16 protein-coding genes and 1 pseudogene are annotated in these 16,703 nt (G+C 57.7%); 8 read left to right on the top strand and 9 right to left on the bottom strand.

Annotation, left to right across the window (positions count from 1 at the left end):
* Positions 1-16: 16 nt before the first annotated feature.
* The 3 genes from ATI14_RS22585 to ATI14_RS22595 all read right to left on the bottom strand — a co-directional run bounded on the left by ATI14_RS22585 (position 17) and on the right by ATI14_RS22595 (position 1,828).
* Positions 17-571 (bottom strand): fimbrial protein, encoded by a 555-nt coding sequence (locus tag ATI14_RS22585; protein ID WP_016969597.1) that lies wholly within the window; start codon positions 569-571, stop codon positions 17-19.
* Between the two features lie 49 nt (positions 572-620).
* Positions 621-1,130 (bottom strand): fimbrial protein, encoded by a 510-nt coding sequence (locus tag ATI14_RS22590; protein WP_016969598.1) that lies wholly within the window; start codon positions 1,128-1,130, stop codon positions 621-623.
* A 512-nt stretch (positions 1,131-1,642) separates the two neighbouring features.
* Positions 1,643-1,828 carry a hypothetical protein gene (locus ATI14_RS22595; RefSeq protein WP_016969599.1) on the bottom strand — a complete coding sequence of 62 codons (186 nt, stop codon included), beginning with the start codon at positions 1,826-1,828 and terminating at the stop codon, positions 1,643-1,645.
* Between the two features lie 306 nt (positions 1,829-2,134).
* Here ATI14_RS22595 and galU point away from each other — a divergent pair, with 306 nt between their 5' ends.
* Both galU and gorA read left to right on the top strand, forming a co-directional pair.
* Positions 2,135-2,974, top strand: a complete 840-nt coding sequence (gene galU / locus ATI14_RS22600) for a UTP--glucose-1-phosphate uridylyltransferase GalU (RefSeq protein ID WP_003173830.1) — start codon at positions 2,135-2,137, stop codon at positions 2,972-2,974.
* A gap of 100 nt (positions 2,975-3,074) precedes the next feature.
* Complete coding sequence (gene gorA, locus ATI14_RS22605; RefSeq protein WP_016969600.1) at positions 3,075-4,433, top strand: glutathione-disulfide reductase; 1,359 nt, start codon at positions 3,075-3,077, stop codon at positions 4,431-4,433.
* Here gorA and ATI14_RS22610 read toward each other — a convergent pair whose 3' ends face one another.
* Positions 4,434-5,441 carry a DNA-binding protein gene (locus tag ATI14_RS22610; RefSeq protein WP_080520449.1) on the bottom strand — a complete coding sequence of 336 codons (1,008 nt, stop codon included), beginning with the start codon at positions 5,439-5,441 and terminating at the stop codon, positions 4,434-4,436. It lies immediately after the preceding gene.
* A gap of 171 nt (positions 5,442-5,612) precedes the next feature.
* On the opposite strand from ATI14_RS22610, the gene ATI14_RS22615 reads away from it, so the two are divergent.
* The 3 genes from ATI14_RS22615 (at position 5,613) to ahpF (ending at position 8,935) form a co-directional block, all read left to right on the top strand.
* On the top strand, positions 5,613-6,545 hold the full coding sequence (locus ATI14_RS22615) for a site-specific integrase (protein WP_016969602.1): 933 nt from the start codon (positions 5,613-5,615) through the stop codon (positions 6,543-6,545).
* A 132-nt stretch (positions 6,546-6,677) separates the two neighbouring features.
* Complete coding sequence (ahpC, locus tag ATI14_RS22620; protein ID WP_010210361.1) at positions 6,678-7,241, top strand: alkyl hydroperoxide reductase subunit C; 564 nt, start codon at positions 6,678-6,680, stop codon at positions 7,239-7,241.
* Between the two features lie 128 nt (positions 7,242-7,369).
* Positions 7,370-8,935: an alkyl hydroperoxide reductase subunit F gene (gene ahpF / locus ATI14_RS22625; protein ID WP_016969603.1), complete on the top strand. Its 1,566-nt coding sequence runs from the start codon at positions 7,370-7,372 to the stop codon at positions 8,933-8,935.
* Positions 8,936-8,985: 50 nt separating this feature from the next.
* Here the strand turns inward: ahpF and gloA are convergent, their stop codons facing one another.
* On the bottom strand, positions 8,986-9,507 hold the full coding sequence (gene gloA, locus ATI14_RS22630; RefSeq protein ID WP_016969604.1) for a lactoylglutathione lyase: 522 nt from the start codon (positions 9,505-9,507) through the stop codon (positions 8,986-8,988).
* A gap of 198 nt (positions 9,508-9,705) precedes the next feature.
* Between gloA and ATI14_RS22635 the strand changes: the two genes are divergently transcribed.
* The gene (locus tag ATI14_RS22635) at positions 9,706-10,242 is read left to right on the top strand and encodes a DUF4946 domain-containing protein (RefSeq protein ID WP_016969606.1); all 537 of its coding nucleotides are present in this window, start codon (positions 9,706-9,708) and stop codon (positions 10,240-10,242) included.
* Between the two features lie 111 nt (positions 10,243-10,353).
* On the opposite strand, the gene ATI14_RS22640 is transcribed toward ATI14_RS22635, so the two are convergent.
* The 3 genes and pseudogenes from ATI14_RS22640 to ATI14_RS22650 form a co-directional block, all read right to left on the bottom strand.
* Positions 10,354-10,719: a histone-like nucleoid-structuring protein, MvaT/MvaU family gene (locus ATI14_RS22640; protein WP_016969607.1), complete on the bottom strand. Its 366-nt coding sequence runs from the start codon at positions 10,717-10,719 to the stop codon at positions 10,354-10,356.
* 198 nt (positions 10,720-10,917) lie between these two features.
* The gene (locus tag ATI14_RS22645) at positions 10,918-12,459 is read right to left on the bottom strand and encodes an EAL domain-containing protein (protein WP_080520447.1); all 1,542 of its coding nucleotides are present in this window, start codon (positions 12,457-12,459) and stop codon (positions 10,918-10,920) included.
* A gap of 118 nt (positions 12,460-12,577) precedes the next feature.
* Positions 12,578-13,446 (bottom strand): annotated as a pseudogene (locus tag ATI14_RS22650) (LysR family transcriptional regulator).
* Between the two features lie 75 nt (positions 13,447-13,521).
* Here ATI14_RS22650 and ATI14_RS22655 point away from each other — a divergent pair.
* Together ATI14_RS22655 and hppD are read left to right on the top strand one after the other, a co-directional pair.
* Entirely contained in the window at positions 13,522-14,445 is a 924-nt protein-coding gene (locus ATI14_RS22655) for a DMT family transporter (protein ID WP_016969610.1), read from the top strand.
* Positions 14,446-14,687: 242 nt separating this feature from the next.
* Positions 14,688-15,764, top strand: a complete 1,077-nt coding sequence (gene hppD, locus ATI14_RS22660; protein WP_016969611.1) for a 4-hydroxyphenylpyruvate dioxygenase — start codon at positions 14,688-14,690, stop codon at positions 15,762-15,764.
* A gap of 45 nt (positions 15,765-15,809) precedes the next feature.
* On the opposite strand, the gene rarD is transcribed toward hppD, so the two are convergent.
* The gene (gene rarD / locus ATI14_RS22665; RefSeq protein WP_016969612.1) at positions 15,810-16,691 is read right to left on the bottom strand and encodes an EamA family transporter RarD; all 882 of its coding nucleotides are present in this window, start codon (positions 16,689-16,691) and stop codon (positions 15,810-15,812) included.
* Between the last annotated feature and the right edge of the window lie 12 nt (positions 16,692-16,703).

Consider the following 16,703-nt stretch of genomic DNA (forward strand, 5'->3'; position numbering starts at 1 on the left):
AGCAACCCATCACTGTTCAAAAGTATTCCAACTTAAACCGCACCGCCGCACGGTGGTCGCCAGGTAATATCTGCAGGCCGTTGCCGACCAGGCGCAATGTGTAGTTCAGCGTCATGTCACCTTCATTCAATGGATGGGGAGCCATTTGTTCTCCCGGAATACTTTCCTGGCCCGTCGAGTCCCATATATGGAAGGCAACGCCTTGTGAAAGACCGGAGGCAGCGAACGACCGGCCCTGCCTGTCTCGGGGGCCATCAAACGTCACACGCAGGTGCTCCCAGTCGGGCAGGCTCTCACCCGGACGACTCGGGTCGGGGCGGCTCAATGAGCAATTGATCAGTCGCAGCTGAAAGGGATGGGGAGCGCCCAGCGTATTGCGTATAAACCGGCCGATGGGCTCTGCAGGCATCTCGATGGTTTGATCAACACTGGACAATTCCAGCCCGCAAGCCGAATCAATGATTTGCCCACCCAGTGTGAGCACTCCATCGCCCTGATCCTGTGCCAGCACACAGGGGCTCAATAGCGTCATCAGTGAGCTGGTAATAGCGAGGTTCATGAATGTTTTCACCGTAATCTCCCGCCAGAATTCCCCGCCACCTTAAGTGGCGGGGAAACACTTACTGATAAGCCAGGGTGAAGTTGGTTACTGCGGTGAAATCACCCGGCACAATGGTGCCGGTGGCGGCGCCTTGTACGTAGGCACCGAATTGCAGCGTGTTGTCACCGGCAACGATGGCCTGCGGGGTTGTCGGTACACCGAGTTCAACAGGGGTGCTGCCATGCGTCACCATGACGCCGATATTGCCCGCGCCGCCCACGGTTCCGATGGCGCCAGGAACGACGGTGGAGGGGGCAGCCGTGAAGGTGGTGGTGACAGTGTTATCGGTAAGGCCGGTCAAATCGCAGCCTTCGAGTTCGATACGCACTGGCCGGGCATTGGATTTGCCGCCGTTTTGCAACTGGTGTTTTGCGATTGCCCCCAAGTGGACTGACTGGTCCACGGACTCAGGCTTGATAGAGCAGGCACCCGAATGAACCGACCCCAGAAACGTCACCGTTCCATCCGCGGCCTGAGCAGTGGACATCGAACCCACGAGCAGACTGATAGCCAACAGCGCAGTTTTCATTTCAGTTTTCATTTGCAAAGACCTATCTATTAGTAAAAGTCATACGGAAACCCTCTCACCGTTGTGCGAGGGGGGTTCCAGGCATATAACAACGATCCGTGTCATTCCGAACCTGTTGTTACGGCTTCGAGTTGTTCAGGGCTTCTGCGTGAAAAAGTTTGATCTTTTCCAACTATTTGCATTGCCAAATCGTTAATTGTTCGAAGCGAGGCCATTGTGTGGTCTGCACATGAAAAAGTAAGTCTCCCGATTCGCTTAGTTGCGTAGCCGGGTTATTTCGAGTTGTGTAAGAGTGTTATGGCTTTTTGCCAAAATTCGATATGCGACTGTAGGATAATAACTACACGTCGAGTAATGAGAATGTTTCAGGCTGCACAATGACTGTAAGAATGGGATTACATTTGCGCCAAGGCAATACTGGCTGATGTAACTAATGAAGTGCGCGGGCCCGGTAAAACTAAGCGCGCAAAAAAAAGCCCCGATCAACGGGGCTTTTGTAAGTGCCGGGAGGCTTATTTGCCTTTCGGCCGTTTGCTCGACGCATGGCCGGCTTCGTCCACGAACACCTCAGCCACTGCAATCGCTTCGCGCTCGGTCGCGAAGGTCCCGGCAACGCTGTCGCCATGAAAGTTGATCAGGTGCCAGCCATCTGCTCGCTGGGTGATCAGGTAGCCGTTTACGCCTTTTGGTTCCGACATCTATCAGTCTCGTGGTGTGGTTCAGCGGATCATGATAGCGCCAAATGCGCTGCAGGCGGGCAAGTTGTTGCAGACCCGTGCCCGGCAGGGAAAACCGTGCTAAAACGTTGGAGGCCCTGTTAAACAAGAAGGGCTGGGCGTGGGATGCACAGCCGTCGGTAATGCTATGTGCAGGATTTGCGGAACTTACGCCGACATTTTTTCTCTATCATGACATCGCAACGCCAGCAGGACCCATTGTAAGGTGACTGCGGCCTGATTAGACTGCGCCGAATTCCGTACGCACAGCCCTTTATAAGGACTCATATGATCAAGAAATGCTTGTTCCCAGCAGCCGGTTACGGCACTCGCTTCTTGCCAGCGACCAAAGCCATGCCCAAAGAGATGCTGCCGGTGGTGAACAAGCCACTGATTCAGTACGGCGTCGAAGAGGCACTGGATGCCGGCCTGAACGAAATCTCCATCGTGACCGGTCGCGGTAAGCGCGCACTGGAAGACCATTTTGATATCAGCTACGAGCTGGAAAACCAGATCAAGGGCACCGACAAGGAAAAATACCTGGTCGGTATCCGTAAATTGCTCGACGAGTGCTCGTTCTCGTACACCCGTCAGACTCAGATGAAAGGCCTGGGCCACGCGATTCTGACCGGTCGCCCGTTGATCGGTGACGAACCGTTCGCCGTGGTACTGGCGGACGACTTGTGCGTTAACCTGGAAGGCGATGGTGTACTGACCCAGATGGTCAAGCTGTACCAGAAATATCGCTGCACCATTGTCGCGGTCATGGAAGTCAACCCGACCGAAACCAACAAGTATGGCGTAATTGCCGGTGACGACATCGGCGACGGCCTGATCCGCGTGCGTGACATGGTTGAAAAACCAGCACCGGAAGATGCTCCCTCGAACCTGGCGATCATTGGCCGTTACATCCTGACGCCGGACATCTTCAAGCTGATCGAAGAAACCGAGCCAGGCAAAGGCGGCGAAATCCAGATTACCGATGCCCTGTTGAAGCAAGCCAAAGACGGCTGCGTGATTGCCTACAAATTCAAGGGTCAGCGTTTTGACTGCGGCGGCGCTGAAGGCTACATCGAAGCCACCAACTTCTGCTACGAGCACTTCTACAAAACCGGCAAGGCTTACTGATCCACAGTAACCCCGCTGTGAAAAAGCCACCTTCGGGTGGCTTTTTCGTTTTTCAGCCCCATGTAAGTCGGTATGCTGGTTGCCTGCCGAGGAGAGTGAAATGGCCTACGATTTTGACCTTTATGTGATTGGCGCCGGTTCCGGCGGTGTTCGTGCAGCGCGCTTTGCAGCGGGCTTTGGTGCCAAGGTGGCGGTGGCTGAAAGCCGTTACCTGGGTGGCACCTGCGTAAACGTCGGCTGTGTGCCGAAAAAACTGTTGGTGTACGGTGCGCATTTCGCCGAAGACTTCGAACAGGCCAGTGGTTTTGGCTGGTCATTGGGCGAGGCCAACTTTGACTGGGCAACGCTGATTGCCAACAAGGATCGCGAAATCAACCGCCTCAATGGCATCTACCGCAACCTGCTGGTCAACAGTGGCGTGACCCTGCACGAAGGGCATGCTCGCCTGACGGGTCCCAATGAGGTGGAAATCAACGGCGAGCGCTTTACCGCCAAAAATATTCTGATCGCCACCGGCGGCTGGCCGCAGATTCCGGAAATTCCGGGGCGCGAGCACGCGATTGGCTCAAACGAAGCATTCTTCCTGAAAGAACTGCCCAAGCGCGTGCTGGTGGTGGGTGGCGGCTACATTGCGGTTGAATTTGCCGGCATTTTCCACGGCCTGGGCGCGCAAACCACCTTGCTCTATCGTGGTGACCTGTTCCTGCGCGGTTTTGACGGCTCGGTGCGCACCCATCTGAAGGAAGAGTTGACCAAGCGCGGCCTCAACCTGCAATTCAATGCCGACATCGAGCGCATCGACAAACAAGCCGATGGCAGCCTCAAGGCCACCTTGAAAGACGGCCGCGTGCTGGAAGCCGATTGCGTGTTCTACGCTACCGGCCGCCGCCCGATGCTGGATAACCTGGGGTTGGAAAACACCGGGGTCAAACTGGATGAGCGCGGCTTCGTGGAGGTTGACGACAGATACCAAACCGCTGAATCCTCGATCCTGGCCATCGGTGACGTGATTGGCCGTGTGCAGTTGACACCGGTTGCGCTGGCCGAAGGCATGGCAGTGGCGCGTCGCTTGTTCAAGCCGGAGCAGTACCGTCCGGTGGATTACGCGATGATCCCGACAGCGGTGTTCAGTTTGCCGAATATCGGTACCGTCGGTCTCACTGAAGAAGAAGCGAAGAAGAACGGCCACAAGGTGCAGGTCTTCGAAAGCCGCTTCCGCCCGATGAAGCTGACACTGACCGAGTGCCAGGAAAAGACCCTGATGAAACTGGTGGTCGACGCTGATACCGACAAAGTGCTCGGCTGTCATATGGTGGGCCCTGACGCCGGCGAAATCGTGCAAGGCCTGGCGATCGCGCTCAAAGCCGGCGCGACCAAACGGCATTTCGACGAAACCATCGGCGTGCACCCTACAGCGGCGGAAGAGTTCGTCACGATGCGCACGCCGAAAGCCGACTGATCAGGTCTCAGGTTTTGCCTCTGGCGCTGCTGCAATGGCAGCGGCCAGACGCAGGGCCTCAATGCTGGACTGGGCCTTGATCAGGTCCAGTTCCAGCGCCTTGCTTGCCTGTTGTTGGGCCTCCAGTGACTCCTGGCGTGATTGATTGTCCAGCGCCGCAACACGCAAGCGCTCCTGCAGCAGCGTGCGCTCGTTTTCAGCCTGATTGAGCCGTTCGCTCAGCGATTGTTGCTGTGCATGATCCTTGCGGGCCTGTTCCTGTGCAGTCGCCAACTCCTTTGTTGCTACCCGCTGCTCAATCAGCAGTCGCTCGTTGTCGCGATGCAATTGGGTGATCTCATCCTGACGCACCATCGCGCTTTGCTGGGCCTGGCGCAGCTCGGCCTGAAGCTGCTGCAGCTGGCCTTCGTGGCGTCGTTGTTCCTGCTCGCGCTGCTCCTTGACCGCGTTGCGGTAATGCTCCAGCGCGTCACGGGCGTGCAGGTGCTTGTCTTCCAGTGAGCGAATTTGCTCGTCCTTGTCGTTGATTCTCAGCTCGTAATCACTGCACGCCTGGCTCAACCCGGCGTTTCGGGTTTGCTCGGTTTGCAGGCTGGTGCTGGCGGTTTGCAGGGCAGCGCTTTCTTCAGTCAGTGCGGCCGCCTGGATATCAAACTGTTGCTTGAGCTGGCTGTGGGCTTCTTCCAGCGCGGATACCTGGGCGAGCAGGGCGGCCTTATGTTGCTCGAACTGCTGTTGCGCCAGATCGATCGGCTCCTGGGCTTTCTCTTTCAAGCGCTGCGCCAGGCGCGCCACCAGCTCGCCCAACTCGTCGTCAATCGGCGCTTCGGTGATGGTGAGGCGGGTTTCGCTCTCGTCCAGCTCTTTCAAATAGCGATGAATAGTGGTTTTCGAGCCGGTGTTGCCCATCTCGATGCGTACCGCATCAATGCTGGGGTTTTCGCCGCGGGCGAGGATCGCCAGGCGTGCTGTTTGAACTACTGCTTTGTTTATGCCGCCGCGAGCCATGGTGTCTCCATCGATTTAGTACTGTGGTACGTGGTATGTAAATACATACTGTAACACGAATAAAAATGCGCTTAAATTCATGATTTAACAGATGGGATATTGGCGTATTATCCCGTGTGATACCTGTTTTAATCACCCAAACACGCTGTAGCAGTACGAATGGACCCACTCATGAGCGATCTGGATCGTTACCTCAACGCGGCCACCCGCGACAACACGCGGCGCAGCTATCGTGCGGCCATCGAGCACTTCGAAGTGAGCTGGGGCGGGTTTCTGCCGGCGACGGGGGACAGCGTGGCGCGCTACCTGGTCGCGCATGCAGGCGTGTTGGCGGTCAACACCTTGAAGCTGAGGCTTTCGGCGCTGGCGCAATGGCATTCCACTCAGGGGTTTGCGGACCCCACCAAAGCACCCATCGTGCGCAAGGTGCTCAAGGGCATTCGAGCTGTGCATCCGGCACGGGAAAAACAGGCCGAGCCGTTGCAGCTCAAGCATCTGGAGCAGATCGTTGCGTCGTTGCAAGCGGAAGCGAAACGGGCGAATGACGCTCAGGACCAGCCCCGCTTATTGCGCGCCAAACGCGACACGGCGCTGATCCTGCTGGGTTTCTGGCGGGGGTTTCGCAGCGACGAGCTGTGTCGCCTGGACATCCAGCATGTTCAAGCGGTGCCCGGCGCCGGGATCAGCCTGTATCTCCCGCGCAGCAAAAGCGACCGCGACAACCTCGGCAAAACTTACCAGACCCCCGCGCTGCTGCGCTTGTGCCCGGTGCAGGCCTACAGCGAATGGCTGAGCGCCTCGGCGCTGGTGCGCGGCCCGGTATTCAGAGCGATAGACCGTTGGGGCAACCTGGGCGAGGAGGGGCTGCATCCCAACAGTGTGATTCCGCTGTTGCGTCAGGCGCTGGAACGCGCCGGCATCCCGGCCGATCAATACACCAGCCACTCACTGCGCCGCGGCTTCGCCACGTGGGCCCATCGCAGCGGCTGGGATTTGAAGTCATTAATGAGTTATGTCGGCTGGAGCGACATGAAATCAGCCATGCGCTATGTTGAAGCGACGCCTTTTCTCGGCATGACCTTGGCCAGCCCGCCGTTGATTTGAGATTTCTTCTATTAATACCGCTACCTGATAGGGAAAACCAATCGCCAGCATCAGGTTTGCCAATGAGCCATCGCCGGAAAGAGTGGGTAGGATTCACTTCATCAACTTCTTAACCCTGACGGAGAGTCAACGATGCCTATCATCAACAGCCAAGTAAAACCGTTCAAAGCTACCGCGTACAAAAACGGCAACTTCGTAGACGTGTCGGACGCTGACCTGAAAGGCAAATGGTCCGTCGTATTCTTCTACCCGGCCGACTTCACCTTCGTTTGCCCAACCGAGCTGGAAGACCTGGCTGACAACTACGCCGAATTCCAGAAACTGGGCGTCGAAATCTACAGCGTTTCCACCGACACCCACTTTGCTCACGCTGCCTGGCACAACACTTCGCCAGCCATCGGCAAAATCCAGTACACCATGATTGGCGACCCGACCCTGACCATCTCCCGCAACTTCGACGTGCTGATCGAAGAAGCTGGCCTGGCAGACCGTGGCACCTTCGTGATCAACCCGGAAGGCCAGATCAAAATCGTTGAACTGAACGACGGCGGCGTTGGCCGTGATGCTTCCGAGCTGCTGCGCAAAATCAAGGCCGCTCAGTACGTCGCTGCCCACCCGGGCGAAGTGTGCCCAGCCAAGTGGAAAGAAGGCGAGGCTACTCTGGCTCCGTCTCTGGACCTGGTCGGCAAGATCTAAGTCTGTGAAGTCTCAAGGGCGGGTTTCCGCACCTAAGTAAGCTGCAACCGCCCTCAAAAACGCCCGGGCGAGATTCGCTCGGGCGTTTTTTTGTCTGCAATAAACCGAATGAACAGGAAATCGCCCGTATGTTGGACGCCAATCTTAAAGCTCAGTTGAAGTCATACCTGGAACGGGTCACCCAGCCGATCGAGATCGTCGCCTCCCTCGACGACGGCGCGAAATCCCAGGAAATGCTTGCCCTTTTGCAGGACGTGACCAGCCTCACCACGCTGATTACCCTGAAAACCGATGGCAATGATGCGCGCAAGCCATCGTTCTCCATCAACCGCCCGGGTGCCGAGATCAGCCTGCGTTTTGCCGGCATTCCCATGGGTCATGAATTTACTTCGCTGGTGCTGGCCTTGCTGCAAGTCGGTGGCCACCCGTCGAAGGCCAGTGTCGAAGTGATTGAACAAATCCGCGCCCTTAAAGGCGAGTTCAGCTTCGAGACGTACTTCTCGCTGTCCTGCCAGAACTGCCCGGACGTGGTCCAGGCGCTGAACCTGATGGCCGTGCTTAACCCCAATATCCGCCACGTTGCTATCGATGGTGCGCTGTTTCAGGCTGAAGTCGATGAGCGCCAGGTCATGGCGGTACCGAGTGTTTACCTTAACGGTGTGAACTTCGGCCAGGGCCGTATGGGCCTGGAAGAAATCCTCGCCAAGCTCGACACCAGCGGCATCGAAAAAGCCGCCGAGAAAATCAGCGCCAAAAACGCGTTTGATGTGCTGGTTGTCGGTGGCGGCCCAGCGGGTTCGTCGGCGGCCATCTACGCTGCCCGTAAAGGCATTCGCACCGGTGTTGCCGCGGAACGTTTTGGTGGCCAGGTGCTGGACACCATGTCCATCGAAAACTTTATTTCGGTGCAGGAAACCGAAGGGCCGAAACTGGCCAGCGCCCTTGAAGCTCACGTGCGTCAATACGACGTGGACATCATGAACCTGCAGCGCGCCAGCAGCTTGATTCCGGCGAAAAACGCCGGTGATTTGCACGAGATTCGCTTCGAAAGTGGTGCGACGCTCAAATCCAAGACCGTGATTCTGGCCACCGGTGCCCGCTGGCGCGAAATGGGTGTGCCGGGCGAGCAGGAATACAAGGCCAAGGGTGTGTGCTTCTGCCCACACTGCGATGGCCCGCTGTTCAAGGGCAAACGTGTGGCGGTGATCGGCGGCGGTAACTCCGGCGTTGAAGCGGCCATCGACCTGGCCGGTATCGTCAGCCACGTCACCTTGCTGGAGTTTGACAGCAAGCTGCGTGCCGACGCCGTGCTGCAACGCAAGCTCTACAGCCTGCCGAACGTTGACGTGATCACCAGCGCGCTGACCAGTGAAGTGAAAGGCGATGGCCAGAAAGTCACCGGCCTGGCGTACAAGGATCGCGACAGTGGCGAGTTCAAGACGATCGATCTGGAAGGCATCTTTGTACAGATCGGCTTGCTGCCCAACACTGATTGGCTCAAAGGCACCGTTGAACTGACACCGCGCGGCGAGATCATTGTCGACGCGCGTGGCGAAACGTCGCTGCCCGGCGTGTTTGCTGCCGGTGACGTGACCACGGTGCCATACAAGCAGATCGTGATTGCAGTGGGCGAGGGCGCCAAGGCTTCCCTGAGCGCCTTCGATCACCTGATTCGGACTTCCGCCCCGGCGTAAATGCAGGACCGGAAATGAAAAACCCCATGAGTCATCATGGGGTTTTTTCGTTACAGCGGCGCCGGCTGGATAATTTCAACCCAGTACGCGTCCGGGTCCTTGATGAACGCCAGGCTTTTCATGCGGCCATCGGTCAGGCGCTTCTGAAAGTCGCAACCCAACGCTTCGAAACGTTCGCATGCCGCGACGATATCCGGCACCGAAATGCAGATATGGCCGAAACCGCGCGGGTCGGTGTTGCCGTTGTGGTAGGCGAAGTCGGCATCGTTTTCGGTGCCATGGTTGTGGGTCAGTTCCAGGATGCCGGGGATCGATTTCATCCACTGGGTGCGCTCGGCGGCATCGGCAGGGATCTGCGCCTTGTCCACCAGGGCCAGGAAGTAGAGGCTGAATTCGGCTTCCGGGAAGTCGCGCTTTTCAACCAGGGAGAAACCCAGTACGCGGGTGTAGAAATCCAGCGACTTGGTAATGTCCTTGACCCGCAACATGGTGTGGTTGAACACAAAGTTCGTGGTAGCGGTGTCAGGCTGGGCGGTGACGCCCGGGAAGGTGTTCAGTTCGTGCAGGCTCATGGGCCCTCCAGAAAAAAATGGGGCAAACGCGACGTGAAAAAGCGGCGCGGTCCGTTGGCTTGCGGCAAGCGTCCATGCAGCCAGGCCATGATACGCAAGGCCCGCCCGCCGCGCCAAATGAAAAAGGTCACACAGGCCTTGCGACTGGCGGGTGCTCCGGCTCAAACTTTGTCGCTTGAACCTTGGGTATTTCTTGCAATGATTGAATTTCGTAAGCCGCTGTTGAGTGCCGTATGTGTGTTGCTGGGCAGCCCGTTTGTGTGGGCGGCCGACCCGGAAATTCATTGGCCCAGTGGCTGGCAAGTCGAAGAAGTTGTGCCTGACGGCGAGGCGCCGGCTGTGACTCAGGTGGTGTCACGGCAGCGCGCAATCAAGAACGATGAAAATGGCAATACCGTGATGGTCATGGAGTTGACCGGCACACCGATTGAAGCCGGGCATAAAGTTAATCTTCAGGGTGTGTTGCTGGAGATGCGCAAGTCCATTCAGAAAGATTTTGCCGGTGGCGGATATCAAAGCGTGTGCAGCAAGATGCATCCCGCGACGTTAAGTCAGCTCGACGCGCTGGAAACTACTTGCGTGATTACCGAGAACGGGCGCCATGTGTTGTCACAAACATTGGTGGGCGCTGTTGATGCGGATAAAGCGTATGTTTTTTCATACGCCGGCCAGGCCGATGCCTACGAAGCCAGCAAAGACGAAGTGAGTGCTGTGCGTGACAGCCTTAAACTTTGAGTGTGTCAGCACCCTCGCTTTTGAACAAAGTGAAATGTTAGTTAAGTTCGTTTTCGAACCCTGAACAAAAAAAGCCCCGCAGATGCGGGGCTTTTTATTAGTGCGTTTTGATCAGCCGCGAAGCCAGGAATCTACAGTGGCGGCGCCGTACTGTTCTTTCCAGGCTTTCAGGCCGCGGTGGTTGCCGCCTTTGGTCTCGATCAGCTCGCCGGTGTGCGGGTTGTGGTAAACCTTGACCACGCGCGCGCGACGCTGTTTCGGAGCGGCGGCAGCCGAAGCACCGGCCTTGCCAGGGTTTGGATCAAGGATCGAGATGATGTCGCGCAGGCCTTTGCCGTAGCTTTTCATCAGCGCTTGAAGCTTTTCTTCGAATTCGATTTCCTTCTTCAGGCCGGCGTCGTTCTTCAAGGACTCCAGCTGGGCCAGCTGCTCTTGAAGGGCTTTTTCTGCTGCGCGAAATTCGGCGAGTCTGGACAAAATCTGTACTCCAATAATGGTGTTTGCTGATATCAACTGCAGACAAAGCTATAAGCCAGTCGCTTATAAGTTAACTCAAAAAAAGAGGCCGTTCTGCGAGTCTGCTCAGGCACGAAAAATTGTAGTAGTTAATGCGCCACGAGTAAATCACGTCTTTTGACTAAACAAGATATTTCATCACCCGCGGTAGATGGCTATTCAATGGCTGCTCAAAGATTGAATGAACTCGGCACAGGGTAACGGCCGGCCAAACAGGTAACCCTGCAAGAAAGCCACCCCTTGTGTTGCAAGATATTCGCATTGCTCGGGTGTTTCGACGCCCTCGGCCACAATGCCCAGGTCCAGCTTGCCGGACAGTTCTATGATGCTGTCCAGAATATGCCGCGAGAGTGCGTCAGCGCCGATCATGGCGACAAAACTTTGGTCAATCTTCAAGTAGTCCACATTGAAGTTGCGCAAGTAACCCAGGCTGGAATGACCGGTGCCGAAGTCATCAATGGCGATCATCACACCCAACTGGTGCAGGGCTTCGAACAACTGGCGGGTGATGTCGGTCGGCTCGATCAGCTCGCGTTCCGTCAACTCCAGTACCAGCGTGACCTGGCCGGGGGCAAAGGCCGCCAGAAATTCGCGGCAGTCATCGACCAGGGCGAGGTCCTGGCAATGGCGAGCGGTGATGTTCACGCCGATATGAAAGCCTGGCGCGAAGCGCGAAGCATGCGGCGCCAGTTGAGCAGCCGTCTTGCGCAGCAAGGCGCGGGTCATCGGCACGATCAGCCCGGAATGTTCAGCCAGAGGGATAAACAGGTCAGGGCGTACCAGGCCTTCCTTGGGATGCTGCCAGCGCATCAACACTTCACAGCCGGCCCATTCTCGGGTGTCGCCGCGCACCACCGGCTGGAAATAGGGGATGAACTCATTGGCGCCCAATGCACGCTGCAATTCGTGAGTCGGTGCAGATGAGCGCTTTTGCAGCCAGTGCGCCAGAACCGCCGCCAGCACGCCAAAAAATACCAGCAGGCTGAACAGCGCCGGGTAGCGGGCCTCCATATACCGCCACACCTCACCAGCGGGCATGCCGGCTTCGACGCTGTAGTGATAGCGCTCGGATATCAGGCGATGATGCGCCACAGGGAACGCCGGCACCGCCGTGTAGTGCACCTTGCCATCGGCATCCAGCCAGTTGGGGCCGACTTGCAGAACCAAGTGCGCATACCGACTGATCAGGCGCAATGCGTTGGTCAAGTGGTAGCCGTCGATGGAGGCGAACGCCGCCTTGTCGCCTTCAACCAGGCGATAAACCAGCAGCGCCGTGTCCGGCGTCACCGGGTTGCCGTTCATTAACCACAGCTTGCCATCCACGTAATCGTCAGGGTTGACCGGCGATTGGTAATGGTCGCCAAACAGCGAGCTGCAATAGATGTTCTTTTGCCAGGACAGCGTTGTTGCTCGCACAAAAGGTCGGCGTGTCACCTGTTCGCGCAGTGCCAGTTGGGCACCGTTGTCGCAGGGTTGGCCGGCCAGCGGCAGCAATGCCTGGGCGGCGAGGGCGGTATTGTTGAGCATCAGATCGAACTGACGCACCGCTTCCCGGGCCGTTTGCGAAGTGCTCTGTTGCAGGGTTCGTTCGGCCTGCCAGTGCAGGATAACCACGCCCAGCGCGAACGGCAGCAGGCCGCTGAGGGTGGTGATCAAATAGCGGGTGGCGCGTTTTCGCGGGCCGTTGACGGTCAGGGGCATAGGAATAACGGCCTGTTGCAGGGTGGGAGAACGCCGAAGGGCCAGCCAGATGATTCGATGATAGATGGCCCGCAGGAAATAAGCTTGCCGTACCTGGCCGATTGGTTAGCCTGCACGGCTAAAAATCAATGCGTTGCGCCAATTTGATAAACGCCAGGGTCGCCGGGGTTGACTCACGCAGATCCAGCACGGCCAGTCCGATTTCACGACTGACCGGAGGCGACAGCGGACGCACTTGATAGCGCGGGTCCGGGGTTTGCGGCAACGAGGCCTGGGCCACCACGCTGACGCCATCGCCCCGGCTCACCGCTTCCAGGGTGCTGAGCAGTTGCGAGCAGCGATAACGCACATTCGGTGTCAGCCGCGCCGTACTGAACAAGCGCGAGACGAGCTCCAGCGAGCCGGCTTCCGTGAGGATGAACGGGTCGTCGCACAATGCCTGTAACGTCACGTCAGGTTTGGCGCAGAGGGCATGCGCGGCGGGCAACAGGGCGACCATCTGGTCTTTGAACAGTGCAACGGTGTCGAAACGTTCCTGTTCCAACACGACAAACCCAACGTCAATTCGGCGTTCCTCGAGCCACTGGACGACCTGGCGGTCGGGGCCTTCATCCACGTGAACTTCAATGCCGGGATGCCTGTGGCGGAAAGCTTTGAGAATAGGTGGCAGCAAACGATTCGATGACGTCGGGCCGAAAGAGCCGATGCGCAGCGTGCCGCGCTTCATGCCTCTGGCATCGGAGGCTTCCTGCTGCATGGTATTGGCCACCCCCAGCAAGGTGCGTGCGCGCACCAGCAATTGCTGGCCAATATCACTGAGTTCGACTTGAGACTGATGCCGGCGAAACAATTCGACACCCAGTCCTGCTCAAGGGCTTTGATGGCATGAGACACCGCCGATTGGGTGATTCCCAGGCGGTGAGCCGCGCTGGTGAAACCTTGCAGCTCGGCCACCTGCGAAAAGATCTCCAGCTGTGTAAGAGTCATGAGTATTGGCTCATTTTACGATGATCAGTCATGAACATCAGGATACGTCAATCCCGCCGCCAATGAGCCCCATCCATGACGTCTTCCCGTGACCATTTGACCTATATAAAGCTTGCCGCAGTCACCATGATCTGGGGCGCGACCTTCGTCGCCGGCCGCTACCTGGCCGCAAGCGTAGACCCGCTGCTGGCCGCAACCTTGCGCTTTATGCTGGCCAGCGCGGCACTGCTGGTATTCATGGCTCTGGCGCGGGTGCGCCTGGTGCGGCCCAGCGCCCGCCAACTGTTACAACTGGCGATGCTGGGTTTCTGCGGCATCTACTTCTACAACCTGTGTTTTTTCTACGGGCTGCAGTACACCAATGCCTCACGCGCTTCGTTGATCGTGGCGCTGAACCCCGCCGCCATCGCACTGGCTTCGTGGTGGGTGTTCAAGGAACGCTTGGGAGCATTCAAATGGCTGGGCATCGGCCTATGCCTCGCCGGTGCGGGGGTCGTTATCGTCAGTCGCAACCCCCAACTGCTGGACGGCACTGCCAATGCCTGGCTGGGCGATTTGCTGATTTTCGGGTGTGTGGCGGGGTGGGGTGCCTACTCGCTGTTTTCTCGCGGCCTCAATCAAACGTTGGGCGCATTGCAGACAGTCACGTGGTCAATCCTGCTGGGCACATTGATGCTGGCGATGACCACTGCCCTGAGTGGCCGGTTAACCCTTGCTGCCGTGCAAGCGATTGAATGGCCACAATGGTTGAGCCTGCTTTATCTGGGCGTATTGGGTTCCGCTGTGGCCTACATTCTTTGGTATGACGGCATCCGCCGCATCGGGGCGACCCGGGCGGGCGTGTTTATCGCCCTGAATCCGCTGACCGCCGTCGTCTGTGGCGCCGCTCTGCTGGGAGAGCCACTCACGGTGCCCATGTTACTGGGCGGTGTCCTGATTCTGCTGGGCATCTACCAGTGCAACAAACCCCTTGCACGGGCCAGGGCAATGGGGATTTGATAAGAGTACGGACAAACGCTGTTACGCTGTGTAGAATCGATTTACGCATACAAGAATATGGACTTGCGCTCACGCAAGCCTCGGCCGTCAGAGACTGATGACACCATGAAGCTACTCGGCTCCCCCCTCATTTTCGGTGACTTCCTCGCCCGCAGCGTGCGAGGCCTGTCCTGTGCGCCACCCCGCAACCTCATCCTTGCCCGTAAATAACACTTTATTGACTACAGGAATGAGGCGCCAAAATGGCCGACCAATACGAAAACCCAATGGGCCTGATGGGCTTTGAATTCATCGAATTCGCATCGCCAACCCCCGGCACTCTGGAGCCGATCTTCGAGATCATGGGCTTCACCAAAGTCGCAACCCACCGCTCCAAGAACGTGCATCTGTACCGTCAGGGCGAGATCAACCTGATCCTCAACAACGAGCCCGACAGCCTCGCGTCCTACTTTGCGGCCGAACACGGCCCGTCGGTGTGCGGCATGGCGTTTCGCGTCAAGGATTCGCAAAAGGCCTACAACCGTGCGCTGGAGCTGGGCGCCCAGCCGATCCATATCCAGACCGGCCCCATGGAATTGAACCTGCCGGCGATCAAAGGCATCGGTGGCGCGCCGCTGTACCTGATCGACCGTTTCGGCGAAGGCAGCTCGATCTACGACATCGACTTTGTCTACCTCGAAGGCGTTGAGCGCAACCCCGTGGGCGCCGGCCTCAAGGTCATCGACCACCTGACCCATAACGTCTATCGCGGGCGCATGGTGTACTGGGCCAACTTCTACGAGAAACTGTTCAACTTCCGTGAAGCGCGCTATTTCGACATCAAGGGCGAGTACACCGGCTTGACCTCCAAGGCCATGAGCGCCCCGGATGGCATGATCCGCATCCCGCTGAACGAAGAATCGTCCAAGGGCGCAGGGCAGATCGAAGAGTTCCTGATGCAGTTCAACGGCGAAGGCATCCAGCACGTGGCGTTCCTCACCGAAGACCTGGTCAAGACCTGGGATGCGTTGAAGAAGATCGGTATGCGCTTTATGACCGCGCCACCGGACACCTACTACGAAATGCTCGAAGGCCGCCTGCCAAACCACGGCGAGCCGGTGGACCAACTGCAGGCGCGCGGGATTCTGCTCGACGGTTCCTCGATCGAAGGCGACAAGCGCCTGCTGCTGCAGATCTTCTCGGAAACCCTGATGGGCCCGGTGTTCTTCGAATTCATCCAGCGCAAGGGTGACGATGGGTTCGGCGAGGGCAACTTCAAGGCCTTGTTCGAATCGATTGAACGTGACCAGGTGCGTCGAGGTGTGCTGACCGCCGACTGAGTACAAAAAAGCCCGGCTTCGGCCGGGCTTTTTATTGCCGCAAACTCAGGCCTTGCGTTGACGCACCAAATGTTTGAAACCTTCGTACACCAGCACCATCACCGCCAGCCAGATCGGAATGTAGGTCAGCCACTGGCCACCCTTGATGCCTTCCCCCAGGATCAACGCTACCGCCAGCAGCAGCACGGGTTCGACGTAGCTGAGCAGCCCAAACAGGCTGAAAGGCAGCAAACGGCTGGCCACGATGTAACTCACCAGCGCCGACGCACTGATCACGCCGAGCATAGGAATCAACGCATACAGTTTCGGATGGATATCCATCACTGCAAAGCCTTGTTCGCCGTGTTGCACGAACCACCAGGCCACCGGCAGCATCAGCGCCATGTCCAGCCACAGGCCGCCCAAGTGGTCGGTGGTCAGGTATTTGCGCACAACGAAGTAGATCGGATAACCGATGATCACCACCAGGGTGGCCCAGGAAAAGCCGCCGGCCTGATACAGCTCATTCAATACGCCGAGCGCCGCGAAAAACACCGCGATTTGCTGCAAACGCGACAAGCGTTCGCCGTATACCAGCCGTCCGGTCAGCACCATCGTCAGAGGCAGCAGGAAGTACCCCACCGACACGTCCAGGCTACGGCCATTGAGCGGTGCCCACATAAATAACCACAACTGCACACCCAGCAAGGCCGATGACAACAGCACACCGCCGATCAGGCGCGGCTTGCCTGCGAGCATTCTTGTCAGCTCCCACACGCGCCGCCATTCGCCGCTGACAATCATGAAGACCGTCATGCACGGCACGGTCAGCAGCATGCGCCAGCCGAAAATTTCCAGACCGCTCAGTGGCGTCAACAATGATGTGAAGTAATACATCACGGCAAACAACACCGAGGCCAGGACCGATAACACAACACCTTTAGACACACTGTCCTCACG

The sequence above is a fragment of the Pseudomonas tolaasii NCPPB 2192 genome, assembly GCF_002813445.1.
GTDB lineage: Bacteria > Pseudomonadota > Gammaproteobacteria > Pseudomonadales > Pseudomonadaceae > Aquipseudomonas > Aquipseudomonas tolaasii.

Coding starts and splice junctions, on each gene's coding strand:
- ATI14_RS22655 (WP_016969610.1), top strand. CDS start 13,522: ATGACGTCTTCCCGTGACCATTTGACCTATATAAAGCTTGCCGCAGTC.
- ATI14_RS22645 (WP_080520447.1), bottom strand. CDS start 12,459: ATGCCCCTGACCGTCAACGGCCCGCGAAAACGCGCCACCCGCTATTTG.
- ATI14_RS22635 (WP_016969606.1), top strand. CDS start 9,706: ATGATTGAATTTCGTAAGCCGCTGTTGAGTGCCGTATGTGTGTTGCTG.
- ATI14_RS22615 (WP_016969602.1), top strand. CDS start 5,613: ATGAGCGATCTGGATCGTTACCTCAACGCGGCCACCCGCGACAACACG.
- gloA (WP_016969604.1), bottom strand. CDS start 9,507: ATGAGCCTGCACGAACTGAACACCTTCCCGGGCGTCACCGCCCAGCCT.
- ATI14_RS22610 (WP_080520449.1), bottom strand. CDS start 5,441: ATGGCTCGCGGCGGCATAAACAAAGCAGTAGTTCAAACAGCACGCCTG.
- ahpF (WP_016969603.1), top strand. CDS start 7,370: ATGTTGGACGCCAATCTTAAAGCTCAGTTGAAGTCATACCTGGAACGG.
- ATI14_RS22595 (WP_016969599.1), bottom strand. CDS start 1,828: ATGTCGGAACCAAAAGGCGTAAACGGCTACCTGATCACCCAGCGAGCA.
- ahpC (WP_010210361.1), top strand. CDS start 6,678: ATGCCTATCATCAACAGCCAAGTAAAACCGTTCAAAGCTACCGCGTAC.
- ATI14_RS22590 (WP_016969598.1), bottom strand. CDS start 1,130: ATGAAAACTGCGCTGTTGGCTATCAGTCTGCTCGTGGGTTCGATGTCC.
- galU (WP_003173830.1), top strand. CDS start 2,135: ATGATCAAGAAATGCTTGTTCCCAGCAGCCGGTTACGGCACTCGCTTC.
- gorA (WP_016969600.1), top strand. CDS start 3,075: ATGGCCTACGATTTTGACCTTTATGTGATTGGCGCCGGTTCCGGCGGT.
- hppD (WP_016969611.1), top strand. CDS start 14,688: ATGGCCGACCAATACGAAAACCCAATGGGCCTGATGGGCTTTGAATTC.